Genomic DNA, 20,816 nt, shown 5'->3' with positions numbered 1-20,816 from the left:
GTGACATGAGGGTTGTCACCGGGACGGCAGCGTGATCACGGGCCACCTCGGCGCGATCGCCGTCGGGGGCCGGCAGGTCGGCCGGGCCCGCACGATCATCGAGACCGACCTGACCGCAGCGGCCACACCCGAGGTTGTCGTCGTGCGGGGGAGCGCCACGTGACCGCGAGTCCGGTGCTGGCGCGCAGCCTGCTGTTCGTGCCGGGCGGGCGGCCCGAGATGGTGGCGAAGGTGGCCCGCTGCCGGCCTGATGTCGTCGTCGTTGATCTCGAGGACGCGGTCGCGCCGGGGGAGAAGGAGCGGGCCCGCGCGGGCGCGCTTGCCGCGCTGCGGGCCGAGCGGCCTGGCGCCGGTGTCGTGCTGGTGCGGATCAACCCGCCCGGCACGGCGTGGTACGCGGCCGACCTCGCGGCCGTGGCCGACGCCCCGGTCGACGGGGTGGTGCTGCCGAAGTACGAGCGGGTCGAGCAGCTGCGGCAGGTCCGCGCCGCGCTGCCCGCCGGCTCGCGGGTCGTCGTCGGGGTGGAGAGCGCGCTCGGGGTCGCCGACGCACGGCCGCTGCTCGCCGCCGAGGGCGAGGACCGCCCGGACGCCGTCTACTTCGGAGCCGAGGACCTGATCGCCGACCTGGGCGGGCGCCGCACTCCCGGCGGCCTCGAGGTGCTCCACGCACGCAGCCACGTGTGCCTGGCCGCGCACCTGGCGGGGGTACCTTCGATCGACCAGGCGGTGGTCGCCGTGCGGGACACCGACGTCTTCCGCACCGACGCGGAACAGGGCCGTGACCTGGGCTACCACGGCAAGATCTGCCTGCACCCGCTGCAGGTCGAGGCGGCCCATCTGGTGTTCACGCCGTCGGCGGAGGAGTCCGCGCGCGCCCGCGAGGTGCTCGCCGCCGCCGCGGCCGGCGTCGGCGTCGTGGACGGACAGATGGTCGACGCCGCGCACATCACGATGGCCCGGGGCGTGCTCGCACGGGCGGGAATCGGAAGAGCAGAAGCATGAGGATCGGACTGATGATCCCGCCCCAGATCCCGCTGGACCGGCTGGTCCCGCTCGCACGGCGGGCGGAGGAGCTCGGCTACGACCTGCTGGCCTGCGGTGAGCATGTGTTCTTCCATGTTCCGGCGACCAATGCGTTCGTCGCGCTGGCCGCCGCGGCGGGGGCGACGAGCCGGATCAGGCTGCTCAGCGCCGTCACTCTGCTGCCGACCTATCCCGCGGCGCTGGCGGCGAAGATGGCAGCGACGCTCGACGGCGTCAGCGGTGGCCGGTTCGAGTTCGGCGTCGGTGTGGGCGGGGAGTTCCCGGCCGAGCTGCGCGCGTGCGGAATCGCCCCGGAGGAGCGCGGCCCCCGCACCACCGAGGGGCTCGAGGTCATGGCCCGACTCTTCGCCGGCGAGACGCTCACCCACGAAGGCCGGTTCGCCCGCTACGACGGCGTGCGGCTCGATCCGCTGCCGGTGCAGCGGCCGGGCCCGCCGATGTGGGTCGGTGGGCGGGGCCCGGCGTCGTTGCGTCGGGCTGCCCGGTTCGGCGACGTCTGGCTCCCGTACATGGTCACACCCGCGCAGCTCGCCGACGGCCTGGGAACGGTTCGGGCGCACGCCGCCGAGCTCGGCCGGCCCGGCGCCCGCGGCGCCCTGTTCTGCTGGGGTGCGGTCGGCGCCGACGGGCGGGCGGCCCGGCGCACCGCCCTCGACACCCTCGGCGCGATCTACCGCCAGGACTTCGCCCCGCTCGCCGACCGCTACGTCCCCGCCGGCACCCCGGCCGAGGTCACCGACCGGCTGCGCGAGTACGCCGACGCCGGCGCCGAGACCGTCCTGTTCGCCCCCGCCTGCCCGGCCGACGACCTCGACCGCAGCGCCGAGATCTTCGCCCATGAGGTCGCCCCCGCATTGGTGACCATCCCCGTCCGGAAGGAGACCGGATCCCGGTGCTGACCGATGAGCCCAAAGAGCCTCTGCGCTCGGTCCTGGTGGCCAACCGCGGCGAGATCGCCGTCCGGGTGATCCGCGCCGCGCGCGACGCCGGGTTGCGCAGCGTCGCCGTCCACGCCGCCCCCGACCGCGACGCCCTCCACGTGCGGGAGGCCGACGACGCCGTGGCCCTCGACGGCAGCGACGCCGCGACGACCTACCTCGACGCCGATGTGCTGGTCGCAGCCGCCCTCGCCTCCGGTGTTGATGGTGTCCACCCCGGATATGGCTTCCTCTCCGAGGACGCGGACTTCGCGCAGGCCGTGCTCGATGCCGGTCTGGTGTGGATCGGCCCGCCACCACAGACGATCCGCGAGCTCGGGGACAAAGTCGCCGCGCGTCGGATTGCCCGCGAGGTCGGCGCCCCGCTCGCCCCCGGCACCACCGACCCCGTCGACGACGCAGCCGAGATCGTCGAGTTCGGCCGCCGCCACGGCTTCCCGCTGGTCGTGAAAGCCGCCTTCGGTGGTGGGGGCCGCGGGCTCAAGATCGTGCGCGAGGAGGCGGAGATCCCCGAGGCCTTCGCCGCCGCCACCCGGGAGGCCGTTGCCGCGTTCGGCCGCGGCGAGTGCTTCGTCGAGCGGTTCCTCGACCGCGCCCGGCACGTCGAGGCGCAGGTCCTCGCCGATACCCACGGCACCGTTCTCGTCGTGGGCCTGCGGGACTGCTCCCTGCAACGCCGCAACCAGAAACTGATCGAGGAAGCCCCCGCCCCCTTCCTCACCCCCGACCAGGAGCAGGCCCTCCGCTCCTCGGCCGAGCGGATCTGCCGGGCAGCCGGCTACGTCGGCGCCGGAACCGTCGAGTACCTCCTCGGCGACGACGGCACGCTCTCCTTCCTCGAGGTCAACACCCGACTGCAGGTCGAGCACCCGGTCACCGAGGAGAGCACCGGCGTCGACCTCGTCGCCGAGCAGTTCCGCATCGCGGCAGGCGCCCCGCTCTCCGGCGAGCTTCCCGAGCCGCGGGGACACAGCATCGAGTTCCGGCTGACCGCCGAGGACCCGGCGCGGAACTTCCTGCCCTCACCGGGGACCCTCGCCGGTTACCGGATGCCCTCCGGACCCGGTGTCCGGGTCGACTCGGGGGTCCTCGAGGGCGACACCGTCGACGGCCGGTTCGACTCGATGTTCGCCAAGCTCATCGTCACCGGGCGCGACCGTGACGAAGCGCTGCGGCGGGCCCGCCGAGCGCTGGCCGAGACGCGGATCGAAGGGGTGCCGACCCCGTTGCCGATCTACCGCGAAGTGCTCGATCACCCTGACTTCACCGCTGAGCGGTCGTTCGCGGTACACAACCGCTGGATCGAGCAGAACCTCGACCAGATCCTGCGGGAGCCCGAGCCGACCGGTGACCAGCTGACCGTACGCGTGGGCCGGCGGCTCATGTCGGTCAGCGCTCCCGGATTGGCCAACCTGGGGGACCGGGCCACGACGATCCGCCGTGAATCCGCGGCGCTACAGCGAGCAGAGGACAACGAGATCCTCGGCAACGCCGTCACCGCCCCGATGCAAGGCACTCTCGTCCGGGTCGCCGTCGAGGACGGACAGACCGTCGAGAAGGGGGACCTGATCGCGGTGGTCGAGGCGATGAAGATGGAGAACCCGGTGCTCGCGCACCGAGTAGGCATCGTGCGGTCGCGGTCGATGTCGGTCGGAGCGTCCATCGCGTCCCGCACCGTGCTCTGCGAGATCGTCGACCCCTGAGCAGACGAGCTCCACGTCGGTCGTCACGACCGCCTCGCGCTGGCACAGCACGCCACCTCCGCATCCATTGACGAACTCGTCAGGAGAAGCCCGACATGGACAAGGTGGTCACCGCCGAGGAAGCGATTGACGATGCGGTGGATCTCAACGGGCTCGGTCTCGGTGGCGGCCGGATCTGCGTGCGGTAGATCAGCTCGGTGACCGATGTCGCGCTGTGGCCCACGAGGCGCGAGGTCTGGTCGGTGGAGGCCGGGGTGGAGAAGCTCGACCTGTTCTTGGCTGAGTGTCTGCCCGGCCGGCTGCGCCTGCGCGAACCCCTGCCGTTCGGTGCCGTCGATCCATGGTCGCACCGGCCCAGGGGCTGAAGGATGGCGCCATGGCGCAGGACACGCTGGGCGTGGCCCTCGAGGTAGCCCGGATTGCGGCGTCGCGCGGGTCGGTTGCGCAGCGGGCGCAGGCGCTGCTGGAGCCGTTGCACCGGCTGGTCCCGTTCGAAGCCCACTGGCTGGCGCTGCTCGATCCGGACGTGCAGACGTTCGCCCCGCTGGCCATCGCCGGGCACGACGAGCGGACCCGCCGGCATCTGGAGGGACCGGGGACCGTCGCTGATGTGGAGCTGGTGGGGCTTACTCGGCACCGGCGGGCGATCTGCGTCCGGGATTTCATGGTCCCGGTCCAGGAGGTGGTGACGTGGGCGGATTACCTGTGGCCGGCCGGGTTCCGGGAGGGCGTGGCCGCGGGGTTGTTCTCGCCGGACGGCCGGCATCTGGGTTCTCTTACGCTGACCACCGACACGCCGGCGCATCCAACCGATGCGGCGAGGGACCTGCTCTGTTTGCTGACACCGACGATCGCGGCCGCGCTGGACCCGACCCGCACGCCGGCGGCGGCGGCCCGGGCGGTGCGCGGCGCCCACGGCGGCGGGGTCCTCACGCGGGCCGGCGCGGTGCTGCCGTTGACCGGGCTGCCCGATCACCCGTTGCTGGGCCCGGGCTCGGCGCTGCTGGAGGTGGCCGCCCGGCAGGTCGCGAACGGGGAGCAGTACGCGGCATTCCTGTGCCCCGACCCCACGCGGCAGGCCGGCGGGGGCGGTCTGGTGCTGCGGCGGGTCACGGTGCTGGGCTGCGCCGACGAGCCACCGGACTTCCTGCGCGCGGCGCTCGTGGTGTGCGCGGCCGGGCCGCGACGAGGCCTGACCGATATCGAACTGGAGGTGCTCGGGATGCTGCTGGCCGAATGGCCCGACGCCCGCATCGCCGCCGCGCTGGGCGTCTCCCGCTACCAGCTCGCCGACCACATCGACTCAGTACTGACGCGGCTGGGTACCCGCGACCGCGGGGTTGCCCTGGTCCGGGCCCTCAACCAGGGCCTCCACATCCCGCCCGGGCTTCGCGTCCGGGTCTGAGAGGAGGCGGACGTGGCCGCTCCAGAGCTCGGGTCGAGCGCCGCCGCCGCGATCGTCGCCGAGGTGGCCGGGATCGCCGCGACCCCGGCCAGCACCGCGCAGCGGGCCGAGGCGCTGCTGGGGCCGCTGCACCGGGTGCTGCGGTTCCAGGCCGGTCACCTGGCACTGCTCGACCCCGAACAGCACGAACACCACGAGCTGGTGATCCACGGCCACGAGGACAGGACGCGCCGCTATCTCACGAGTCCGGCCAATCTTGAGGACCTCGAGCGCGTCGGCCTCACTCGGCTGGATCTACCCCTGCGGCTGCGGGATTCCCCGGTCCCGCCCGCAGAGCTGAGGCTCTGGGCCGAACACCTCACTCCCGCTGGGTTCCGGGAGGCGCTGGCCGTCGGCCTCCGCCCCCCGGGTGGCACCCACCTGGGGGTGTTGGCCCTGCACACCGACACCCCGGCGTATGTCACCGATGCGGCGTGTGAGCTTGCCGGCCGGCTGGCCCCGCTGATCGCGCATGCGGTCGACCCGATGCGCGCCGTCACCACCCTCGCCGGAACCGTCCGTGACGCGGTGGCCGGCGCGGTGCTCACCCGGTTCGGGCAGGTGCTGCCGCTCAGCGCGCTGCCCGGGCACCGGCTGCTACAAGCCCGCTCGGCCGTGGCCCTCACCGCCGCCCGCCAGCTCGACGACGGCGCCGACCGGGCCCGGTTCCTGTGCCCGGACCCCGCCGGCCGGTTGCTGCGAGTCACCGCGCTGCGCTGCCCGCCTGAGCCCCCCTTCCACCTGTGGGCGATCGTGCTGCTCTCCCCACCGGGGAGCCTGCACGGGCTGACGCCGTTCGACCTGACCATCCTCGGGTTGCTCATCGACGACTGGCCGGACTGGCGCATCGCCGCCTGGCTGCAGCTGGCCGAGGGCACCGTGACCGGTCGCATCCAGCACATCACCGCCATGCTCGGCGCCCCCGACCGGGCGCTGGCTCTGAGTCGGGCCGCCCGGCTCGGCCTCCACATCCCGCGGATGCTGATCAACCGGCGAGGCTGAGGTCTCCGCATTGAGATCGAGAGTGAGGTCGACGACCGTCGCCGTGGTCGGCGCTGACTGACGTAATGCGCTCAGCTGGCCGACTCGCGGTTCTCCAGCCCGACCGCCGCCCGCAGATCGCGCGCGTCCCTGGGGTGGGTGTCGCCCATCAGGTCCGCGAGGGCATCGGCGATCGCGTTGAGCTTGGCCTGCGCCGCATCGTCGGACCGCTTCTGGGTGTTCTGCAGCAGCGCCGCGAGCAGAACGATCACGATCGTGGTCACCGTGTTGATGATCAACTGCCAGGTGTCGACACTCTGCAGCAGCAGAATCGACGGCGCCCACAACAGCACCAACAGCAGACACAGCACGAAGAACAGCGCCCGCGACGTCCGCTCCGACACCGGGGTGGCATACCGATCGAAGAAGCTCCGCCGGCCGGCCCGGTGCCCTCGACCCGCCGACGCTCGGGGCGCGCGCTCCCTCGCTGCCCTTCTTCCCCGGGTCGCTTCCGCCCCCAGCCCGCCGATGCGCCGCGGCACGCCTCATGAGACCCACCTTCGCACGGCTAGGCGATCGGCAGCCCCGTGACGATCCGGGCGGCCACCTGACCTGCGCGCCGCCAGTCCGGCGGGCCGGCGGCGAGGGAGGTGGTGTGGGCAGGGGCTCGGGGCGGCAGCGTGGCGTGGTGAACCACGATGCGACCGCCCGCGTCGATACCCACCCCGACCTTCAGTTTGGAGTTCAGCGCGGCCGCATGCGCGAGGGCTACGGCGTCGCGATCGTCGCCGTCCCCGACGAGCTCGACGCGGGTCGGCACCCCTTCCTCCTCCGCGCCCGCACACACCTCATGCAGCGCACCGGGCACCGCATCGGCGTGCCGCTGGATGACGATCGACGGGCGCTCCACCTCGCGGCCGTGGGTCACCCCGGCTCCTCGGCGTACGCGTCCACCAGCCCGGACGCCACCGCGTTGCGAGGGCCCTCGCTGCCGTGGATGTTCCCGGTGCCGCAGACGATGCCGTGCGGGGCGAGCGCATCGGCGATCATGTCGGGTATCTCGAAGTCCAGTGCCGAACCGCCGAGCAGCACCACGAAGTCCAGTGCACGCAGGTTGCCGTGCGGCACCACCTGCCGCAGGGCGCGCACAGCGTTCACGCAGAACACCCGCCGCTTGGCCTCCCGCCGCACCCGGCGGACGGCCTCGAGGTTGTGCCGCGTGGGCACCGGGACCAGCCCGTCGGGGGTCATCACCACGACCCGCGCGAACACGTGCGGCGGCAGCGGCTCGTCGACGAACTCCACCGTGCCGTCCTCGTGCCGCAGGTGGTAGAAGCTCTCCACCTTGCCCAGCGGGTAGCGCTTGACGCTCTCGGCGACCTCCCGGTCGTCCAGCGCCAGTTCGGAGTCGATGAGCTTGGTGACGAGCTCCCCGGCCCCCGCCACATGCACCGCGGTGATCTCGCCGGTCGCGGTGAGCAGGGCCGCGTCGGTCGAGCCGCCGCCGAGGTCGATCACCGCGACGGGGCGGTCGACCCCGGGCGTGGTGAGGGCCCCGCGCACGGCCATCGCGCCCTCCACCCCGCCGACCCCCGCCGAGGTGCCCAGCTCGGCGGCGACCTGATCGGCGACGGCCTGCATGCGGCTGCGGTCCGTGCTCACCATCGCCGCGAGCGCGACGGCGTGCTCCAGCGCAACCTCGCCGGCGAGCCCGCCGCGCACCTCGGCGGGCACGATGGTGTCGACGGCCAGCACGTCGTGGATGGCGATCTCGCCCGCCGGCTGGCCGGTGACGTCGGTCATCGTGTCGCGGACCTGCGCCAGCATGCCCCCGACGTGAGTGCCGGGCTCGCCGTGCACGTCCTCGACGGGCTGCGCCCGGGCCAGCGTGTCCATGATCGCGTCGGCGCCGGCGTCGACCTCGACCCGCAGGGTCTTGCCCGCCCCGCGCAGCTCCAGCGCGCCGGCCGGAATCATCCGATCGGTGACGTCCCCGGACGGGGTCCGGATGACGACCGCGGACCGGTTGCCGGTGAGCGCCCTCGCCACCGGGGAGACCTGCCGGGTCTGGGCGGGGTCGAGCGCGAACACGGTCGCCAGGCCGTATGAGTTCGACAGCGTGCGGATCGTCCGCCCGGGCGGGGCCACCTCGACGGCGGCGAGCATCCCCAGCGGCACCTTCTCCACGGCTGCGACCTCGTCGACCACCGGGATCCGCCTCTCGAGCCGGTTCGTCACGAGCACCGCGTCATCGCCGGCCAGCACCGCGGCCACCACGTCCACCCCGCCGCGGACCACGGCGTTCAGCGTGTCCGCGACGTCGTCGAAGTCCCAGCCATGTGGGACGACGACGATCACGGGGCCCTCGACGTCGTGGCGGTCGCGGAGCAGTTCCCCGATCGGCACGGTGACGCCGACACCGAGGCCCTCACCGCCCGGCGTGGCCGGGTTGTGCCCGATCATCGTGGACTCGGTGATGATCGTCTCGGTGATCGTCTCCATGGCCAGTCCGCTGATCACCGGCGTGGCCTCGTTGAGCAGCACCGTGTGCAGCTCGCCGACGCCCGCCCCGGTGCGGGCGAGCACCTCGCGCACCGCGGCCACCGCGCCGACGGCGTTCTCGGGCGTGCCCTTGACCCCGGTGGTGTGCTTCAGGGCGGTGCCGAGGTAGGTCACCGCCCCGTCGGGTCCGACGCGCGCCAGGCAGGCCTCGGTGGTGGAGTTGCCGACGTCGACGCCGACGACGAGCCTCGTGCCCACCTCACCGGCTCACTAGGCGCGGCTCAGCTCGAACACGGGCTTCACCTCGACCGGACCGCGATCGGGCTCGATGCACTCGAACTCCTTGAGATGCAGCAGCGCCGCCTTGGCCTGCCAGCGCGGTCGCGCCATCTGGTCGTTGCGCGTCGGGACAGGCTCGGGCGACTCGCCCTTGGCGTACTGCGCCGCGTTCGAGCCGATCTTGCGGAACACCTCCGCGTCGAGCAACGGCGACTGCGGGAACAGCTCGAGGTTGGACAGCCGCGGCAGGTCCTTCTGGTGGATCATCGTCGTCCCACGGGACAGCACGCCCACCGCGATTCCCGAGCCGGAGAGCTTCGCGCCGAGGTGGGAGATCGCCGCGAGGTCCGCCGTGTCGCGGACCCGGATCACCCGGGCCGTGACGCCCTGCTCCTCGATGCCGGCCAGCAGTTGACGCAGCACCTCGGCATGTGGGAGGTCGACGATCGTCTTCGTGAACTGCCCGGCGAACGCCGGGGACACCGTGATCACGACCTCGTCGGGGCGGGTGCCCCGCTGCGCGGGCCCGGTCTCGCTGAGGCTGACGCTGCGCTGCGTCGCGGGAGTGGTCGATGTGGTCACAGCTCAGCCCACCTCGGTCTCGGGGTTGGTCGCGGACGTGACGTGGCGGAGCTTCTTGAGCTCCTCCCACCGCTCGCCCTGCAGGCGGTAGCCGGTGCCCGGGCCGGCGTAGTCGTTGGCGTCGTTGATCGCCGACAGCGGGACGAAGTCCGGCGTGAGGATGGCCGAGGTCTGGAGCAGGTCGCCGGACACCCGCTGGCGCAGCACGGTCAGCAGGTTCTCCGCGACGTCGGAGAACCCGGTGGCCTCCAGCCCCTTGACCAGGTCGAGACCGGTGACGCCGCGGTCCATGACCGCCTGCGCCCCCTTGAGGTCGGCGAGCACGTCGCGCAGCGGGTAGTCGTTCGAGGAGTTGGCGTAGACGGCCGCCTCCACCTCGGCGTCGGTGATCTGCGGGAGGTCGAGGTACTCGAACAGCGCCTGCAGCGCCCGGGCCGCCTTCTCCCGCACCTGCAGGATCACGTCCTCCCGGACGTGCCGCAGGCCGCCGTCGACCTGCAGGTCGCGCTGGATCGTGTTCCAGTCGTCGTAGTCGTCGGTGTCGAAGTTGGACCCGGCGAACATGTTGTCGGCGTTCGGAACCCCGGAGTAGCCGGAGCAGACGAAGTCCGTGCCCGGCAGCAGCTGGGGCATCAGCCGGGCGGTGCGGCGCATCGCCGAGTGCGAGAACGACTGGTCGTTGCCCGAAGCGCACTCGAGGTCGACCATGCTCGCGACGAGGTTCTCCGCGGCCACCGCCCGGATGCCGCCCGGTACGGCGCCGGGCACGCCGATGCAGCTGATCGAGCCGTTCTGCAGGCCCTGCACCCCCGCGCCCTTGGCCATGAGGATGCAGCGGATCTCCAGGTACAGCATGGACTTGCCCTCGGCGTTGCCCATCTGCACCTCAGAGCCCGTTCCCGAGGTGAACCGCATCTTGATCCCGCGCGAGGCGTAGGCGGAGGCGAGGAAGGTCTTGGACCACGGTGTGTCGTCGCCGTCGACGAACACCGACTCGGTGCCGTAGATCGAGATCGTCTCGGCGTAGGCGGTGATGCCGCGCATGCCGAGCTCCAGCTCGGTGGCCTCCTCCAGCGCGCACTGGGTGAGCACCCCGCCGCGTCCCACCTGCGCGCCGACCTGCAGCGCGATCGCCACCAGCGGTGCGTAGCGCACCACGCCCAGCGTCGTCTCGAGCTCGGCGAACCCGCGCAGGGCGCCCTCGGCTGCGTCCGCGGCGACCTGGATGGGGTTGTCCCGAGCGCTGGTGGAGTGCGCCTGGTTCGCGGGCGTGCGCCGCGCCCGCATCTTCTGCATCCCCTGCATGATCTCGACGACGTTCATCAGCCGGACGACGTCGAGGATCTTGGCCGGGGTGAGCCCGCGGGTCACCGCGAGCACGTCGCGGCGGGAGACGCCGGGGTCGATCAGCATGCGGGCGATCTCGTCGGACGGGACGGCCATCGAGGCCTCCGTCGTCGCGACGTCGATCGCGTGGTCGGCGATGAAGGTGTCCATGAAGTCGAAGTCGGCGCGCGGCGTGCCGTCGAGCTCGACGATCCGGCCGTCCTCGACCCGGACGCTCGGGCGCGGGTCGAACTCGCTCTCCATCGCGACGAGGCCCTTCTCGGGCCACTCCTCGACGAAGCCGTCGAGGTTCACCGGGCGGTTCTCGAGGATCTCGGTCCGGATGGACGTGCGGCGGGACGGCACGGGCTGGGTGGCGGTCATCGTGGGTTCCCCTCTCAGTCCTGCTCGGGCCGCGCCAGCAGGTTCCGGCGCTCGTAGACCTCGGCCGCCTCGCGCACCAGGGCCCCCGACTCCGCGGCGCTGTAGTGCTCCTCCAGCCGCTCGGCGATCTCCAGCAGCCGCTCCTTGCTCGACGCCCGCGGCCGCAGCGCGTTGTAGATCTCGAGCACCTCGGCGTCCGGGATCGCGGTCATCTCCGCCGCGCGCCGGAAGTTGGCCGCGAGCTGTGGCCGGTCGCTCGCGTCGGCGATCTGGGCCTGCAGCAGCAGCGTCTCCGGGGCGATCCGCACGTCGTCGGGGCCGACCTCGCCGGAGACGACGGCGTCCATCGTCAGGTCGGCGAGTGCCTTGCCGGTCGGCGTGCGCAGGAGCTCGGGGCGGTTGATCGACAGCGGGTAGTCCGCGGGGCCGAGCGTGGTCGCCGGGGGGCTCTGGGTCATCGACGGGTCCTCTTCGAGTCATCGGGCCGGGATTGCCGGTCCGTGACACGTACCACGTTCCGGGGGCCGCTGCCTAGGCGTGGCGGCCAGACGGACCCGACCCGACGGAGAGGTGTTGCGGACGCCCGAAACGCGGTTTGCTGTCCGGCATGAGCGCAACGCTGACGTTCGCCGATGCCCAGCGCATTCTCACCGCCGGGCTCGCCAAGGCCGAGGAGATCGGCCAGCCGATGAACATCGCCGTCGTCGACGCCGGAGGGCACCTCCTCGCGTTCGGCCGGCAGGACGGCGCCATCCGAGCCAGCATCGACATCTCCCAGCGCAAGGCGGTCACGTCGATCCTGATGAACGCCCCGACGGCTGCGCTCACCCCGCTGGTGCAGCCCGGCGCCGAGCTCTACGGGCTCGAGCAGACGGCAGGCGGGATGGTCGCCTTCGGCGGGGGCGTGCCCATCTACCGCGAGGGCGAGTTGGTCGGCGCGGTCGGCGTCAGCGCCGGCTCCGTCGAGCAGGACGTCACCGTGGCGGAGGCCGCGGCGGCCGCGGTGAAGGGCTAGCAGAACGGCGGGTTCGTCGTAGCGGCCGGCGAACGCCGGGTGTTGCGTGAGTTGGTGGATGCCCCTTCCCACGGCATCACGCTGCTCGAAGGTCATCGGACAGATCATCGGCGGGTGGAGACCGCTGATCCTCGGCTGGCATCAACGGGATCGACGCGCGAGGCGATGCCCTCGGCCGCGCTGCACGGTTCGGCGTCTCCGCCCCCGTGCATGCCGGGGTTGGCTGCTGCTCTGCAGCGTGCGCTCAGGACGTCATGTACCGCATGAGGTCGAAGGCGAAATGAGGTCGAAGGCGAAGCCGACGTAGTGCTCGCCGACCTGTTCCGGGCTGAGAGGCCGTCGGGCCGCCAGCGGTCGGCAGGGCCGTACGCCTGGTGACGACCGCTCAGGACCGGCCTGGACGCTCAGTACGACGTGCTCGAATTGGAGTTCGGCAGCGCCTCGCCAGCCTGTGGTCACAGCCTCTCGAGGACCGTGTCCGCGGAACTGACGGTCACGCCGAGGGGGTCGGGTTCGACGAGGAGTTCGCGCACCACGCCATCGTCGAGGATCGCGGCGTAGCGCTGGGAGCGGGTCCCGAGACCGAAGCCGCGGCCGTCGAGCTCCAACCCCGCTGCGGCGGTGAACTCGCCGTTGCCGTCCCCGAGCATGAGGATCTTGTCGCCGGTGTCTCGGGCCTGGCCCCAGGCGTCCAGGACGAAGGCGTCGTTGACGGCGATACACGCGATCGTGTCCACGCCCTTGGCCAGCAGCTCGTCGGCCCGCAGGACGTAGCCGGGCAGATGGTGGTCGGAGCAGGTAGGGGTGAAGGCGCCGGGCACGGCGAACAGGACCACGGTGCCCGTGCCGAGCACCTCGTCGCTCTCGACCGGTCTCGGGCCCTCTCCGCTCATGGTCATGAGCGTCACGTTGGGGATGCGATCGCCGACAGATAGTGCCACCGGTCCTCCTGACGGTTTCGGGACAACGAATCATCATGTCCCGGGTCGGCCGGATTTCCCACCCTGCTTTCCCACCCTGAGGCCTTCGACCCGGCCGGCAGCCGGGGAACAGCTCCGTAGCCGATGCCGTGCGGAACCGGTCGCGAGAACGCCGGCTCGTCCGGCTGGACTGCGCCGCGCACCTGGACCGCACTGGCCGCCGCGATCACCCTCGTCGCCGCTGCGCGTCGAAGCTCATCGGCCGGCATGCTGGTCATGACCGCCGGTGCTCCTGCTGGCCGCCAACGCCGGTGGCGCTTCCTGTCTCGCGCCCGGTGGGCCCGCATTCGGGTGCGGGATGTCCCGGATCCGTCGGCGCCTCTGTTGCCGGTGTTCCGAACGCCTCCCGGAACACGGTGTCGCTGACCTGAGGCCCGAAGTCCGGTCCGGTGTCGGACAGCGCGAGGACGTGGACCGGCGCGTCCGGGCGGCAGGCGCGGTGCAGATTGCGCACGTACCGGCCGCGGTCGACAGGGAGGAGTCGCTGCCGCGGACGTCGTAGCCGAGCAAGGTCGATGGTGTGCGGCCGACGCGGCTGGCCCATCAGGAAGGCCCTTCGAGCTGGGTCGCGTCCTGCCGGCGTCGAGGAGCTGCACGCGCTCTTGCGGTAAGCGCTACCCGAGCCTGCCGGCTTGAGCAGCTGTTGCCACGGTCTCCACTCGGAGTCGAGGTGGGCTCGGGCCTGCGTGTGGATCTCGTCTGGCCCAACCGCGGTGCGTGATCTGTAGCGGACAGTGGTCGATGGCGTCGCTTCGTGACGGACGTGGGGTTGCGGCCGAGACCCCTGACAGGCGGAGGTTGCGCTTGCAGTGGTCCCTCTGCGTAGAGGTCGCACCAGTCGGATTGGGCCATGTCGGGATCCGAAGGTCGGATGGGCTGCCCAATTCGGGTGGCTTCTGACAGTGTGCTTCGCGAAGCAACCGAAATGCGGGCGTCAATCGCAGATGGCCACCAATGGGCGATTCTCAGGGTGCGGTTCGGCGTTGCAGGATTTTGTTGCGAGACTTTTCACGGGCCGTGGGACTTTTCATCCGACTCGGTCCCGACCTGCGGCGGAGTAGCACAGAACTGCGTCGACGCGATGTTGCCGAGGCGATAGTTATTTTGTTGTCGGGCGCAGTACCGGCGACTGCTGCCGCCCGCCGTTTCCGACTAGAACAGAAAGGGGAGCGTTTCTATGACGGCGCTGGATGTGGCGCCCGGGGCGCGGTCCGCGGGTGAGGTGTTGGCGTGGAGCCGTGGCGTGGCCGAGCCGGCGTTGCGGGAGGCGGTGGGGTGCTTGCCGGCGTCGATGCGGCGGATCGCCGGATACCACCTGGGGTGGTGGGAGGCCGACGGTACGGCGATCCGCGGCGAGGGTGGCAAGTCGATCCGGGCGGCGCTGGTGTTGTTGTCGGCCGAGGCGGCCGGTGGTGATGCCGGCGCGGCGGTCGCGTCGGCGGTGGCGGTGGAGCTGGTGCACAACTTCTCGCTGCTCCACGACGACATCATGGACGGTGACCCGACTCGACGGCACCGCCCGACGGCATGGCGGGTGTTCGGCGTGGCCGATGCCATGCTGGCCGGCGATGCCATGCTGGCCCTGGCCGGCAAGGTGCTCGCAGGCGTCCCCGCGGCCGCGGAGCGGCTGGCGGAATGTGTCATCGAGTTGTGCGACGGGCAGAGCGCGGATGTCGCGTTCGAGCATCGCGTCGATGTGGGCATCGATGAGTGCACGGCGATGGCCGGTAGCAAGACCGGTGCACTGCTGGGGTGTGCCTGCGCGTTGGGCGGGCTGAGCGCGGGTGCCGAGCCGGGCGCGGTGGCCGACTTCGATGATTTCGGTCGCCAGGTGGGGCTGGCGTTCCAGCTCGTGGACGATCTGCTGGGGATCTGGGGGGATCCGGCCGCGACCGGAAAACCCGTCTATTCGGACCTGGCCAGTCGCAAGAAGTCACTCCCGGTGGTCGCCGCGCTGACGTCAGGCAACGCTGCGGGCCACGAGCTCGCCCGCCGGTACACCGGCGACACGCTGGCGGGCGGCGACGATCTGCCCCGCCTGGCCGCGCTGATCGATGCGGCCGGTGCCCGGGATTGGGCCCGGGAACGGGCCGACCACCACCTGCGCATCGCGACCCGGTCCCTGGAGCGGGCCGCCCGCGCACCGCGCGCCCGGGCGGACCTGCTCACGCTGGCCCGCTTCATCACCCGCCGCGATCACTGACCGAGGAGCGCCCACCATGACGCAGCTACACCCACCATCCGTGGCGACCTTCGCCCCGGCCACTGCGCTGGCAGGCGAGGTCAGTGTGGCCAGCACAGTCCGCCTGCCCGACCAGACGCGATCCGAGTGTCCCGCGGCCCCGCTACTGGTCGGCGCCCTGCGCCGCCGGGGCGTGACGACAGAGGCCACACCGCTTCACGTCCGCGCGGCGGGGCCGGGTGACGAGTCCAGCGCGTTCGTGGCCACGATCTGCGGTGCCGACGGGCAACTGGGCCTGGCCGCCTCGGCCGTCCGCGGTGGAGCTCTCGAGCACGCCGCACGGGATGCGGTGGTGGCGGCACTGGCCGCGTGCCGGCCGCGTACCGTGCTGCTTGCCTCGCCCCGGTCCTTCTGCGCCGGGGTGGAACGCGCGATCGAGATCGTCCAGCGGGCCCTGGACCGGTACGCCGCCCCGGTGTATGTGCGCAAACAGATCGTGCACAACTCCCACGTCGTGGCTGATCTGGAGCGCCGCGGGGCGGTGTTCGTCGACGAGCTGGACCAGGTGCCCGACGGGGTCACCGTGGTGTTCTCGGCTCACGGGGTGTCCCCGGCGGTGCGCGCCGAGGCCGACCGGCGGGGCTTGGACGTGATCGACGCGACCTGCCCGTTGGTGTCCAAGGTGCACGCCGAGGCGCGGCGGTTCGCCGCCCGCGGCGACACCGTGGTGTTCATCGGCCACGCCGGACACGAGGAAGTCGAGGGCACCCTCGGCGAAGCCCCCGACTCCATGATGCTGGTCGAGACCGCCGAGGAAGCCCAACGGCTGCAGGTGGCCGACCCGGAAAAGGTGTCCTACCTGACCCAGACCACCCTCGCCGTCGACGCGACCACCGAGGTGGTCGACGCGCTGCGCGCCCGGTTCCCGGCGCTGGCCGGGCCCGCTTCGGACGACATCTGCTACGCCACCACCAACCGGCAACGGGCGGTGTCCAGTGTGTTGGCCGACGCCGACCTGCTGCTGGTCGTCGGCTCGCCGAATTCCTCGAACTCGGTTCGCCTGGTGGAGCTCGCCCACCGGCGGGGGGTGCCGGCATACCTCATCGATGACGCCACCGACATCGACCTGGCCTGGCTGAGCGACGTCGACACCGTCGGTCTCACCGCCGGCGCTTCCGCACCCCCGCTGCTGGTCGACCAGGTCGTCGCGGCGTTGTCCGGGCTCGGCCCGATCCACGTGGAAGAACGCGCCGTCGCCGAGGAGAACATCCGCTTCGCGGTCCCGGAGAAGGTGGCCCACCCATGAGCACCCTGCTCGAGAAGGTGCACGACCCAGCCGATCTGCGCCGGCTGGCCCCGCACCAGTTGCCGGTGCTGGCGCAGCAGATCCGACGCTTCCTGGTCGAGAAGGTCTGCGCGGCCGGTGGCCACCTGGGCCCGAATCTGGGCATGGTGGAGCTGACCATCGCGCTGCACCGGGTGTTCGACTCCCCGCAGGACACGATCGTGTTCGACACCGGCCACCAGACGTACGTCCACAAGATCCTCACCGGGCGGCGCAAGGGTTTCGATGCGCTGCGGCAGCCTGGCGGCCTGTCCGGCTACCCGAGCCGGGCCGAGTCGGTCCACGACCACATCGAGAACTCCCACGCCTCCGCGGCGCTGGCCTACGCCGACGGCCTGGCGAAGGCCTACCGGCTCACCCGGCAGGCTGATCGGGCGGTGGTCGCCGTGGTCGGGGACGGGGCGCTCACCGGCGGCATGGCCTGGGAGGCGCTGAACAACCTCGGCGGTGCGCCGAACCGGCCCGTCGTCATCGTCGTCAACGACAACGGCCGCTCCTACGCCCCCACGGCAGGCGGCCTCGCCCACCACCTGAGCGCACTCCGCGACAGCGGCCGCGGGGCCCGCAACGTGTTCACCGACCTGGGTCTGGCCTATGTGGGGCCCGTCGACGGCCACGACATCAGCGCGTGCGAACGGGCACTACGGCACGCACGTTCGATGGGCCGGACCGTGGTGGTGCACTGCGTCACCCGCAAGGGCCGCGGCTACGCCCCCGCCGAGGCCGAGACCGCCGAGCTCATGCACGCCGTCGGCGTTCTCGACCCCGCCACCGGCGCGGCCCCACCCGGGCCGCGGACCTGGACGGACGTCTTCGCCGAGGAGATCTGCGCGATCGGGGCCGAACGCGAGGACATCGTGGCGATCACCGCCGCGATGCCCGGCCCCACCGGGCTGGCCCCGTTCGGGCGGCGATTCCCCCGCCGGTTCTTCGATGTCGGCATCGCCGAACAGCACGCCGTCGCCTCCGCCGCGGGGCTGGCCATGGCGGGCCTGCACCCGGTCGTCGCCATCTACGCCACGTTCCTCAACCGCGCCTTCGACCAACTCCTCATGGACCTCGCTCTGCACCGGCTGCCGGTCACCCTGGTACTCGACCGCGCCGGCATCACCGGCCCCGACGGACCGAGCCACCACGGGATGTGGGACCCGGTCATCCTCGGTGCGGTACCGGGTCTGCGCCTGGCCGCCCCCCGCGACCCCGCCACCCTGCGGGAACTGCTGCGCGAGGCGGTGTCGGTCACCGCCGGCCCCACCGTCGTGCGGTACCCCAAGGCCGGCGCGGACGCTGACATCGCAGCGGTCACCCGGATGGACGGCCTCGACGTCCTGCACCGCGGCCGGCGCAGATCGCTGGACGTGCTGATCGTCTCCTACGGCGCACTCGCCCCGAGCTGCCTGGACGCTGCCCGCCGACTCGACGAGCACGGGATCGGGGTCACCGTGATCGACCCGCGCTGGGCGCTTCCGGTCAATCCGGCGTTGGTGCACCTGGCCGCCCGCCACGAGCTCGCGGTCACCGTCGAGGACGGCGTCCGCACCGGCGGACTGGGTGCCGCTCTCGCCACGGCCTGCACGGACACCGACGTCGACACGCCCGTGCACACCCTCGGTCTGCCGCCGGCGTTCCTCGATGCCGGCCGTCGCGCCGATCTGCTCGCCGCGCACGGCCTGACCGGCACAGCGATCGCCGACACGATCCTGAAAGTCCTCACGACGACCAGACCCTCAGATCTGCTCACGACGAACGGAGCCGTGTGATGACCGCCGTAACGTTGGGCGAGCCCACGGTGCCCCGGGCCCGGCGCCGCTCCCGTCGGATCGACGTCGGTGGCGTGCCGGTCGGCGGCGGCGCCCCGGTCAGCGTGCAATCCATGACCACCACCCCCACCGCGAACGTCGACGCCACCCTGCAACAGATCGCCGAACTCACCGCGGCCGGCTGCCAGATCGTCCGGGTCGCCGTCCCCAGCCAGGACGACGCCGACGCCCTCCCCACCATCGCCCGCAAATCACCGATCCCGGTCATCGCCGACATCCACTTCCAACCCAAATACGTCTTCCAGGCCATCGGTGCCGGCTGCGCCGCCGTCCGCGTGAACCCCGGCAACATCAAGAAATTCGACGACAAGGTTCGCGAGATCGCCACAGCCGCCGCGGCCGCAAGCGTCCCCATCCGCATCGGAGTCAACGCCGGGTCCCTGGACAAGCGCCTCCTCGACAAATACGGCAAGGCCACCCCCGAAGCCCTCGTCGAGTCCGCGCTGTGGGAATGCTCCCTGTTCGAAGAACACGGCTTCACCGACATCAAAATCTCCGTCAAACACCATGACCCCCTCGTCATGGTCGACGCCTACCGGCGGCTCGCCGAACGCTGTGACTACCCGCTCCATCTCGGCGTCACCGAAGCCGGCCCCCCGCCGCAAGGCACGATCAAATCCGCCGTCGCCTTCGCCATCCTCCTGAACGAGGGCATCGGCGACACCATCCGCGTCTCCCTCTCCGCACCCCCCGTGGAGGAGGTCACGACCGGCGCCCAGATCCTCGAATCCCTCGGCCTGCGCCCCCGCCGGCTCGAGATCGTCTCCTGCCCCAGCTGCGGCCGCGCCCAGGTCGACGTCTACGCACTCACCCGGCAAGTCCAAGCCGCCTTCGCGGACTTCCCCCACCCCCTCCGTGTCGCGGTCATGGGCTGCGTGGTCAACGGCCCCGGCGAGGCCCGCGAAGCCGACCTCGGCGTCTCCAGCGGCAACGGCAAGGGGCAGATCTTCGTCAAAGGCGCCATCGTGAAAACCGTCCCCGAACACCGCATCGTCGAGACCCTGATCGAGGAGGCTCTCCGCCTCACCGACCACGTGAACTCGGATTCACGGTGAACTCTGACTACCCGCCGACAGTGGTGACCGCCTGACCGCGGTTACCGACTCAGGCCTGCGCAGCACGTCGAGCGAGCAGGACACAGCGCAGGTCTCCGCAGCGAGAGAACCTGCGCCTCACGATGAGATATGGCCGCTCGCCCTCGATTGGTAATCATTCCTTCCCGCTCACTGTCTGGAGTAAGACGTGCCCAATGGTGTCCAGCTTCCCATTCCGTTCCCGCCGCGCATCAGCCCGGATTTCGAGAGAGCGGAATCGGTCCATCTCGAGTGGCCGCGTTCGTTTGGTCTGATCTGCACCGAGAAGGCTGCCCAGCGTCATGCTCGAGCCCGATTCGTTGAGCTCGCCGCGCGATTCCACCCCACGGCGCAGGGACCTGACCTCGACCTGGCCGTGGACCAGTTGAGCTGGTTTTTCATCTACGATGACACATTCGATGCACTGCCAGGGCAAGATCCCGATCGGGCGCGTAAGTACAATGATGCCCTCATCGAGTTGCTCGACCCTACCGTGGTGCCGCCGTCGGAACCGATCCTCGCGGCGTTCGCCGATATGTGGAGACGCACGTGCGAGGGAATGTCGGCAGCCTGGCGTGCCCGCGCGTCCGATAGCTGGAGAGTCTTGATGAACAGCTTTCTCGCCGAAGTCGTCCATCGGCGGTCCGGGACGATACTCACCTCTGACGAGTACATGCAGCTGCGACGCGATTCGATCGGCGTTCACCCGATACTTGACCTTGCCGAACGCGTGGGTCACTTCGAGGTGCCCGAGGCCGCTTTCAAGAGTGACCACCTGACGGCCATGCGAGCCCTTGCCCGTGATGCTGTCATCTTCCACAACGACATCTGCTCCGTCGAAAAGGAGGAATCGTGGGGGGATCCGCACAATCTTGTGCTCATCCTCGAACGTGAACAGCGGTGCAGTCGTCCTGCGGTCATCGAGTTCATGCGCGAGATGGTCCGCGAACGCCTTGAACGCTTCTGCGGTCTCGAGGCTTCTCTGGTATCACTGTACGAGTCACTGGGACTGAATGACCGGGAACGGGAGAGCGTGCGCCGATACGTGGGCGACGCACTCCGTAGCGTCGTACGCGGAGACTACGACTGGGCCGAGCAGTCCGGACGCTACGCGGCCTCGGAGGCAAAGGGAGAATCTCGGATTCCGCAGGGCGAGAACCAGTGTGAAGTCGGCCAGGTCCTGATCTAGGGCGCTCAGTACTGGCACGACAGTTC

At 71.2% G+C, this 20,816-nt stretch carries 21 protein-coding genes; 13 read left to right on the top strand and 8 right to left on the bottom strand.

From position 1 onward, the window contains the following. The first annotated feature begins 31 nt into the window (after positions 1-31). The 7 genes from HF526_RS36410 to HF526_RS15575 all read left to right on the top strand — a co-directional run bounded on the left by HF526_RS36410 (position 32) and on the right by HF526_RS15575 (position 6,134). On the top strand, positions 32-163 hold the full coding sequence (locus HF526_RS36410; protein WP_275404034.1) for a hypothetical protein: 132 nt from the start codon (positions 32-34) through the stop codon (positions 161-163). Further along, positions 160-1,005, top strand: a complete 846-nt coding sequence (locus tag HF526_RS15600; protein ID WP_338051503.1) for an HpcH/HpaI aldolase/citrate lyase family protein — start codon at positions 160-162, stop codon at positions 1,003-1,005. The genes HF526_RS36410 and HF526_RS15600 overlap by 4 nt, the downstream gene beginning before the upstream one ends. Positions 1,006-1,016: 11 nt before the next feature. Next, complete coding sequence (locus HF526_RS15595; RefSeq protein WP_169382165.1) at positions 1,017-1,946, top strand: LLM class flavin-dependent oxidoreductase; 930 nt, start codon at positions 1,017-1,019, stop codon at positions 1,944-1,946. Continuing rightward, on the top strand, positions 1,940-3,688 hold the full coding sequence (locus HF526_RS15590) for an ATP-binding protein (protein WP_169382164.1): 1,749 nt from the start codon (positions 1,940-1,942) through the stop codon (positions 3,686-3,688). The genes HF526_RS15595 and HF526_RS15590 overlap by 7 nt, the downstream gene beginning before the upstream one ends. A gap of 197 nt (positions 3,689-3,885) precedes the next feature. Continuing rightward, positions 3,886-4,053 (top strand): hypothetical protein, encoded by a 168-nt coding sequence (locus tag HF526_RS15585; RefSeq protein ID WP_169382163.1) that lies wholly within the window; start codon positions 3,886-3,888, stop codon positions 4,051-4,053. 11 nt (positions 4,054-4,064) lie between these two features. After that, positions 4,065-5,093, top strand: coding sequence for a helix-turn-helix domain-containing protein (locus HF526_RS15580; RefSeq protein ID WP_169382162.1), 1,029 nt, complete (start codon positions 4,065-4,067; stop codon positions 5,091-5,093). A gap of 12 nt (positions 5,094-5,105) precedes the next feature. Then, on the top strand, positions 5,106-6,134 hold the full coding sequence (locus tag HF526_RS15575; protein ID WP_169382161.1) for a helix-turn-helix transcriptional regulator: 1,029 nt from the start codon (positions 5,106-5,108) through the stop codon (positions 6,132-6,134). A gap of 71 nt (positions 6,135-6,205) precedes the next feature. Here HF526_RS15575 and HF526_RS36405 read toward each other — a convergent pair whose 3' ends face one another. From HF526_RS36405 to HF526_RS15545, 6 genes are read right to left on the bottom strand one after another with little or no spacing between them, the layout of a single operon-like run. Beyond that, complete coding sequence (locus tag HF526_RS36405; protein WP_338051502.1) at positions 6,206-6,655, bottom strand: low affinity iron permease family protein; 450 nt, start codon at positions 6,653-6,655, stop codon at positions 6,206-6,208. Positions 6,656-6,681: 26 nt separating this feature from the next. Next, positions 6,682-7,041 (bottom strand): glycerol dehydratase reactivase beta/small subunit family protein, encoded by a 360-nt coding sequence (locus HF526_RS36400; RefSeq protein WP_169382160.1) that lies wholly within the window; start codon positions 7,039-7,041, stop codon positions 6,682-6,684. Then, positions 7,038-8,873: a diol dehydratase reactivase subunit alpha gene (locus HF526_RS15560; RefSeq protein WP_169382159.1), complete on the bottom strand. Its 1,836-nt coding sequence runs from the start codon at positions 8,871-8,873 to the stop codon at positions 7,038-7,040. The genes HF526_RS36400 and HF526_RS15560 overlap by 4 nt, the downstream gene beginning before the upstream one ends. Before the next feature lie 12 nt (positions 8,874-8,885). Then, positions 8,886-9,476, bottom strand: coding sequence for a propanediol/glycerol family dehydratase medium subunit (locus tag HF526_RS15555; RefSeq protein ID WP_169382158.1), 591 nt, complete (start codon positions 9,474-9,476; stop codon positions 8,886-8,888). Positions 9,477-9,479: 3 nt separating this feature from the next. Continuing rightward, positions 9,480-11,186, bottom strand: a complete 1,707-nt coding sequence (locus HF526_RS15550) for a propanediol/glycerol family dehydratase large subunit (protein ID WP_169382157.1) — start codon at positions 11,184-11,186, stop codon at positions 9,480-9,482. 14 nt (positions 11,187-11,200) lie between these two features. Beyond that, positions 11,201-11,644 carry a diol dehydratase small subunit gene (locus HF526_RS15545; RefSeq protein ID WP_169382156.1) on the bottom strand — a complete coding sequence of 148 codons (444 nt, stop codon included), beginning with the start codon at positions 11,642-11,644 and terminating at the stop codon, positions 11,201-11,203. Between the two features lie 149 nt (positions 11,645-11,793). Here HF526_RS15545 and HF526_RS15540 point away from each other — a divergent pair, with 149 nt between their 5' ends. Further along, complete coding sequence (locus HF526_RS15540) at positions 11,794-12,201, top strand: GlcG/HbpS family heme-binding protein (RefSeq protein WP_169382155.1); 408 nt, start codon at positions 11,794-11,796, stop codon at positions 12,199-12,201. A gap of 455 nt (positions 12,202-12,656) precedes the next feature. Here HF526_RS15540 and HF526_RS15535 read toward each other — a convergent pair whose 3' ends face one another. Together HF526_RS15535 and HF526_RS15530 are read right to left on the bottom strand one after the other, a co-directional pair. Further along, complete coding sequence (locus HF526_RS15535; RefSeq protein ID WP_211177279.1) at positions 12,657-13,100, bottom strand: peroxiredoxin; 444 nt, start codon at positions 13,098-13,100, stop codon at positions 12,657-12,659. A 5-nt stretch (positions 13,101-13,105) separates the two neighbouring features. Next, the gene (locus HF526_RS15530) at positions 13,106-13,399 is read right to left on the bottom strand and encodes a hypothetical protein (RefSeq protein WP_169382136.1); all 294 of its coding nucleotides are present in this window, start codon (positions 13,397-13,399) and stop codon (positions 13,106-13,108) included. A gap of 959 nt (positions 13,400-14,358) precedes the next feature. Between HF526_RS15530 and HF526_RS15525 the strand changes: the two genes are divergently transcribed. The 5 genes from HF526_RS15525 (at position 14,359) to HF526_RS15505 (ending at position 20,790) form a co-directional block, all read left to right on the top strand. Continuing rightward, the gene (locus HF526_RS15525) at positions 14,359-15,384 is read left to right on the top strand and encodes a family 2 encapsulin nanocompartment cargo protein polyprenyl transferase (protein WP_169382153.1); all 1,026 of its coding nucleotides are present in this window, start codon (positions 14,359-14,361) and stop codon (positions 15,382-15,384) included. Between the two features lie 16 nt (positions 15,385-15,400). After that, a complete protein-coding gene (ispH, locus tag HF526_RS15520) occupies positions 15,401-16,669 on the top strand; it encodes a 4-hydroxy-3-methylbut-2-enyl diphosphate reductase (protein WP_239028732.1) in 1,269 nt (422 codons plus the stop codon). Then, positions 16,666-18,468: a 1-deoxy-D-xylulose-5-phosphate synthase gene (locus HF526_RS15515; protein WP_169382152.1), complete on the top strand. Its 1,803-nt coding sequence runs from the start codon at positions 16,666-16,668 to the stop codon at positions 18,466-18,468. The genes ispH and HF526_RS15515 overlap by 4 nt, the downstream gene beginning before the upstream one ends. Next, positions 18,468-19,583 (top strand): flavodoxin-dependent (E)-4-hydroxy-3-methylbut-2-enyl-diphosphate synthase, encoded by a 1,116-nt coding sequence (gene ispG, locus HF526_RS15510; protein WP_169382151.1) that lies wholly within the window; start codon positions 18,468-18,470, stop codon positions 19,581-19,583. Before HF526_RS15515 ends, ispG begins: the two co-directional genes overlap by 1 nt. Positions 19,584-19,770: 187 nt before the next feature. After that, on the top strand, positions 19,771-20,790 hold the full coding sequence (locus HF526_RS15505; RefSeq protein ID WP_211177278.1) for a terpene synthase family protein: 1,020 nt from the start codon (positions 19,771-19,773) through the stop codon (positions 20,788-20,790). Positions 20,791-20,816: the final 26 nt, after the last annotated feature.

Source organism: Pseudonocardia acidicola (assembly GCF_012911935.1).
Lineage (GTDB): Bacteria > Actinomycetota > Actinomycetes > Mycobacteriales > Pseudonocardiaceae > Pseudonocardia > Pseudonocardia acidicola.
The sequence above is the reverse complement of the archived record's forward strand: the minus strand, read 5'-3'. Positions and strand labels throughout refer to the sequence as shown.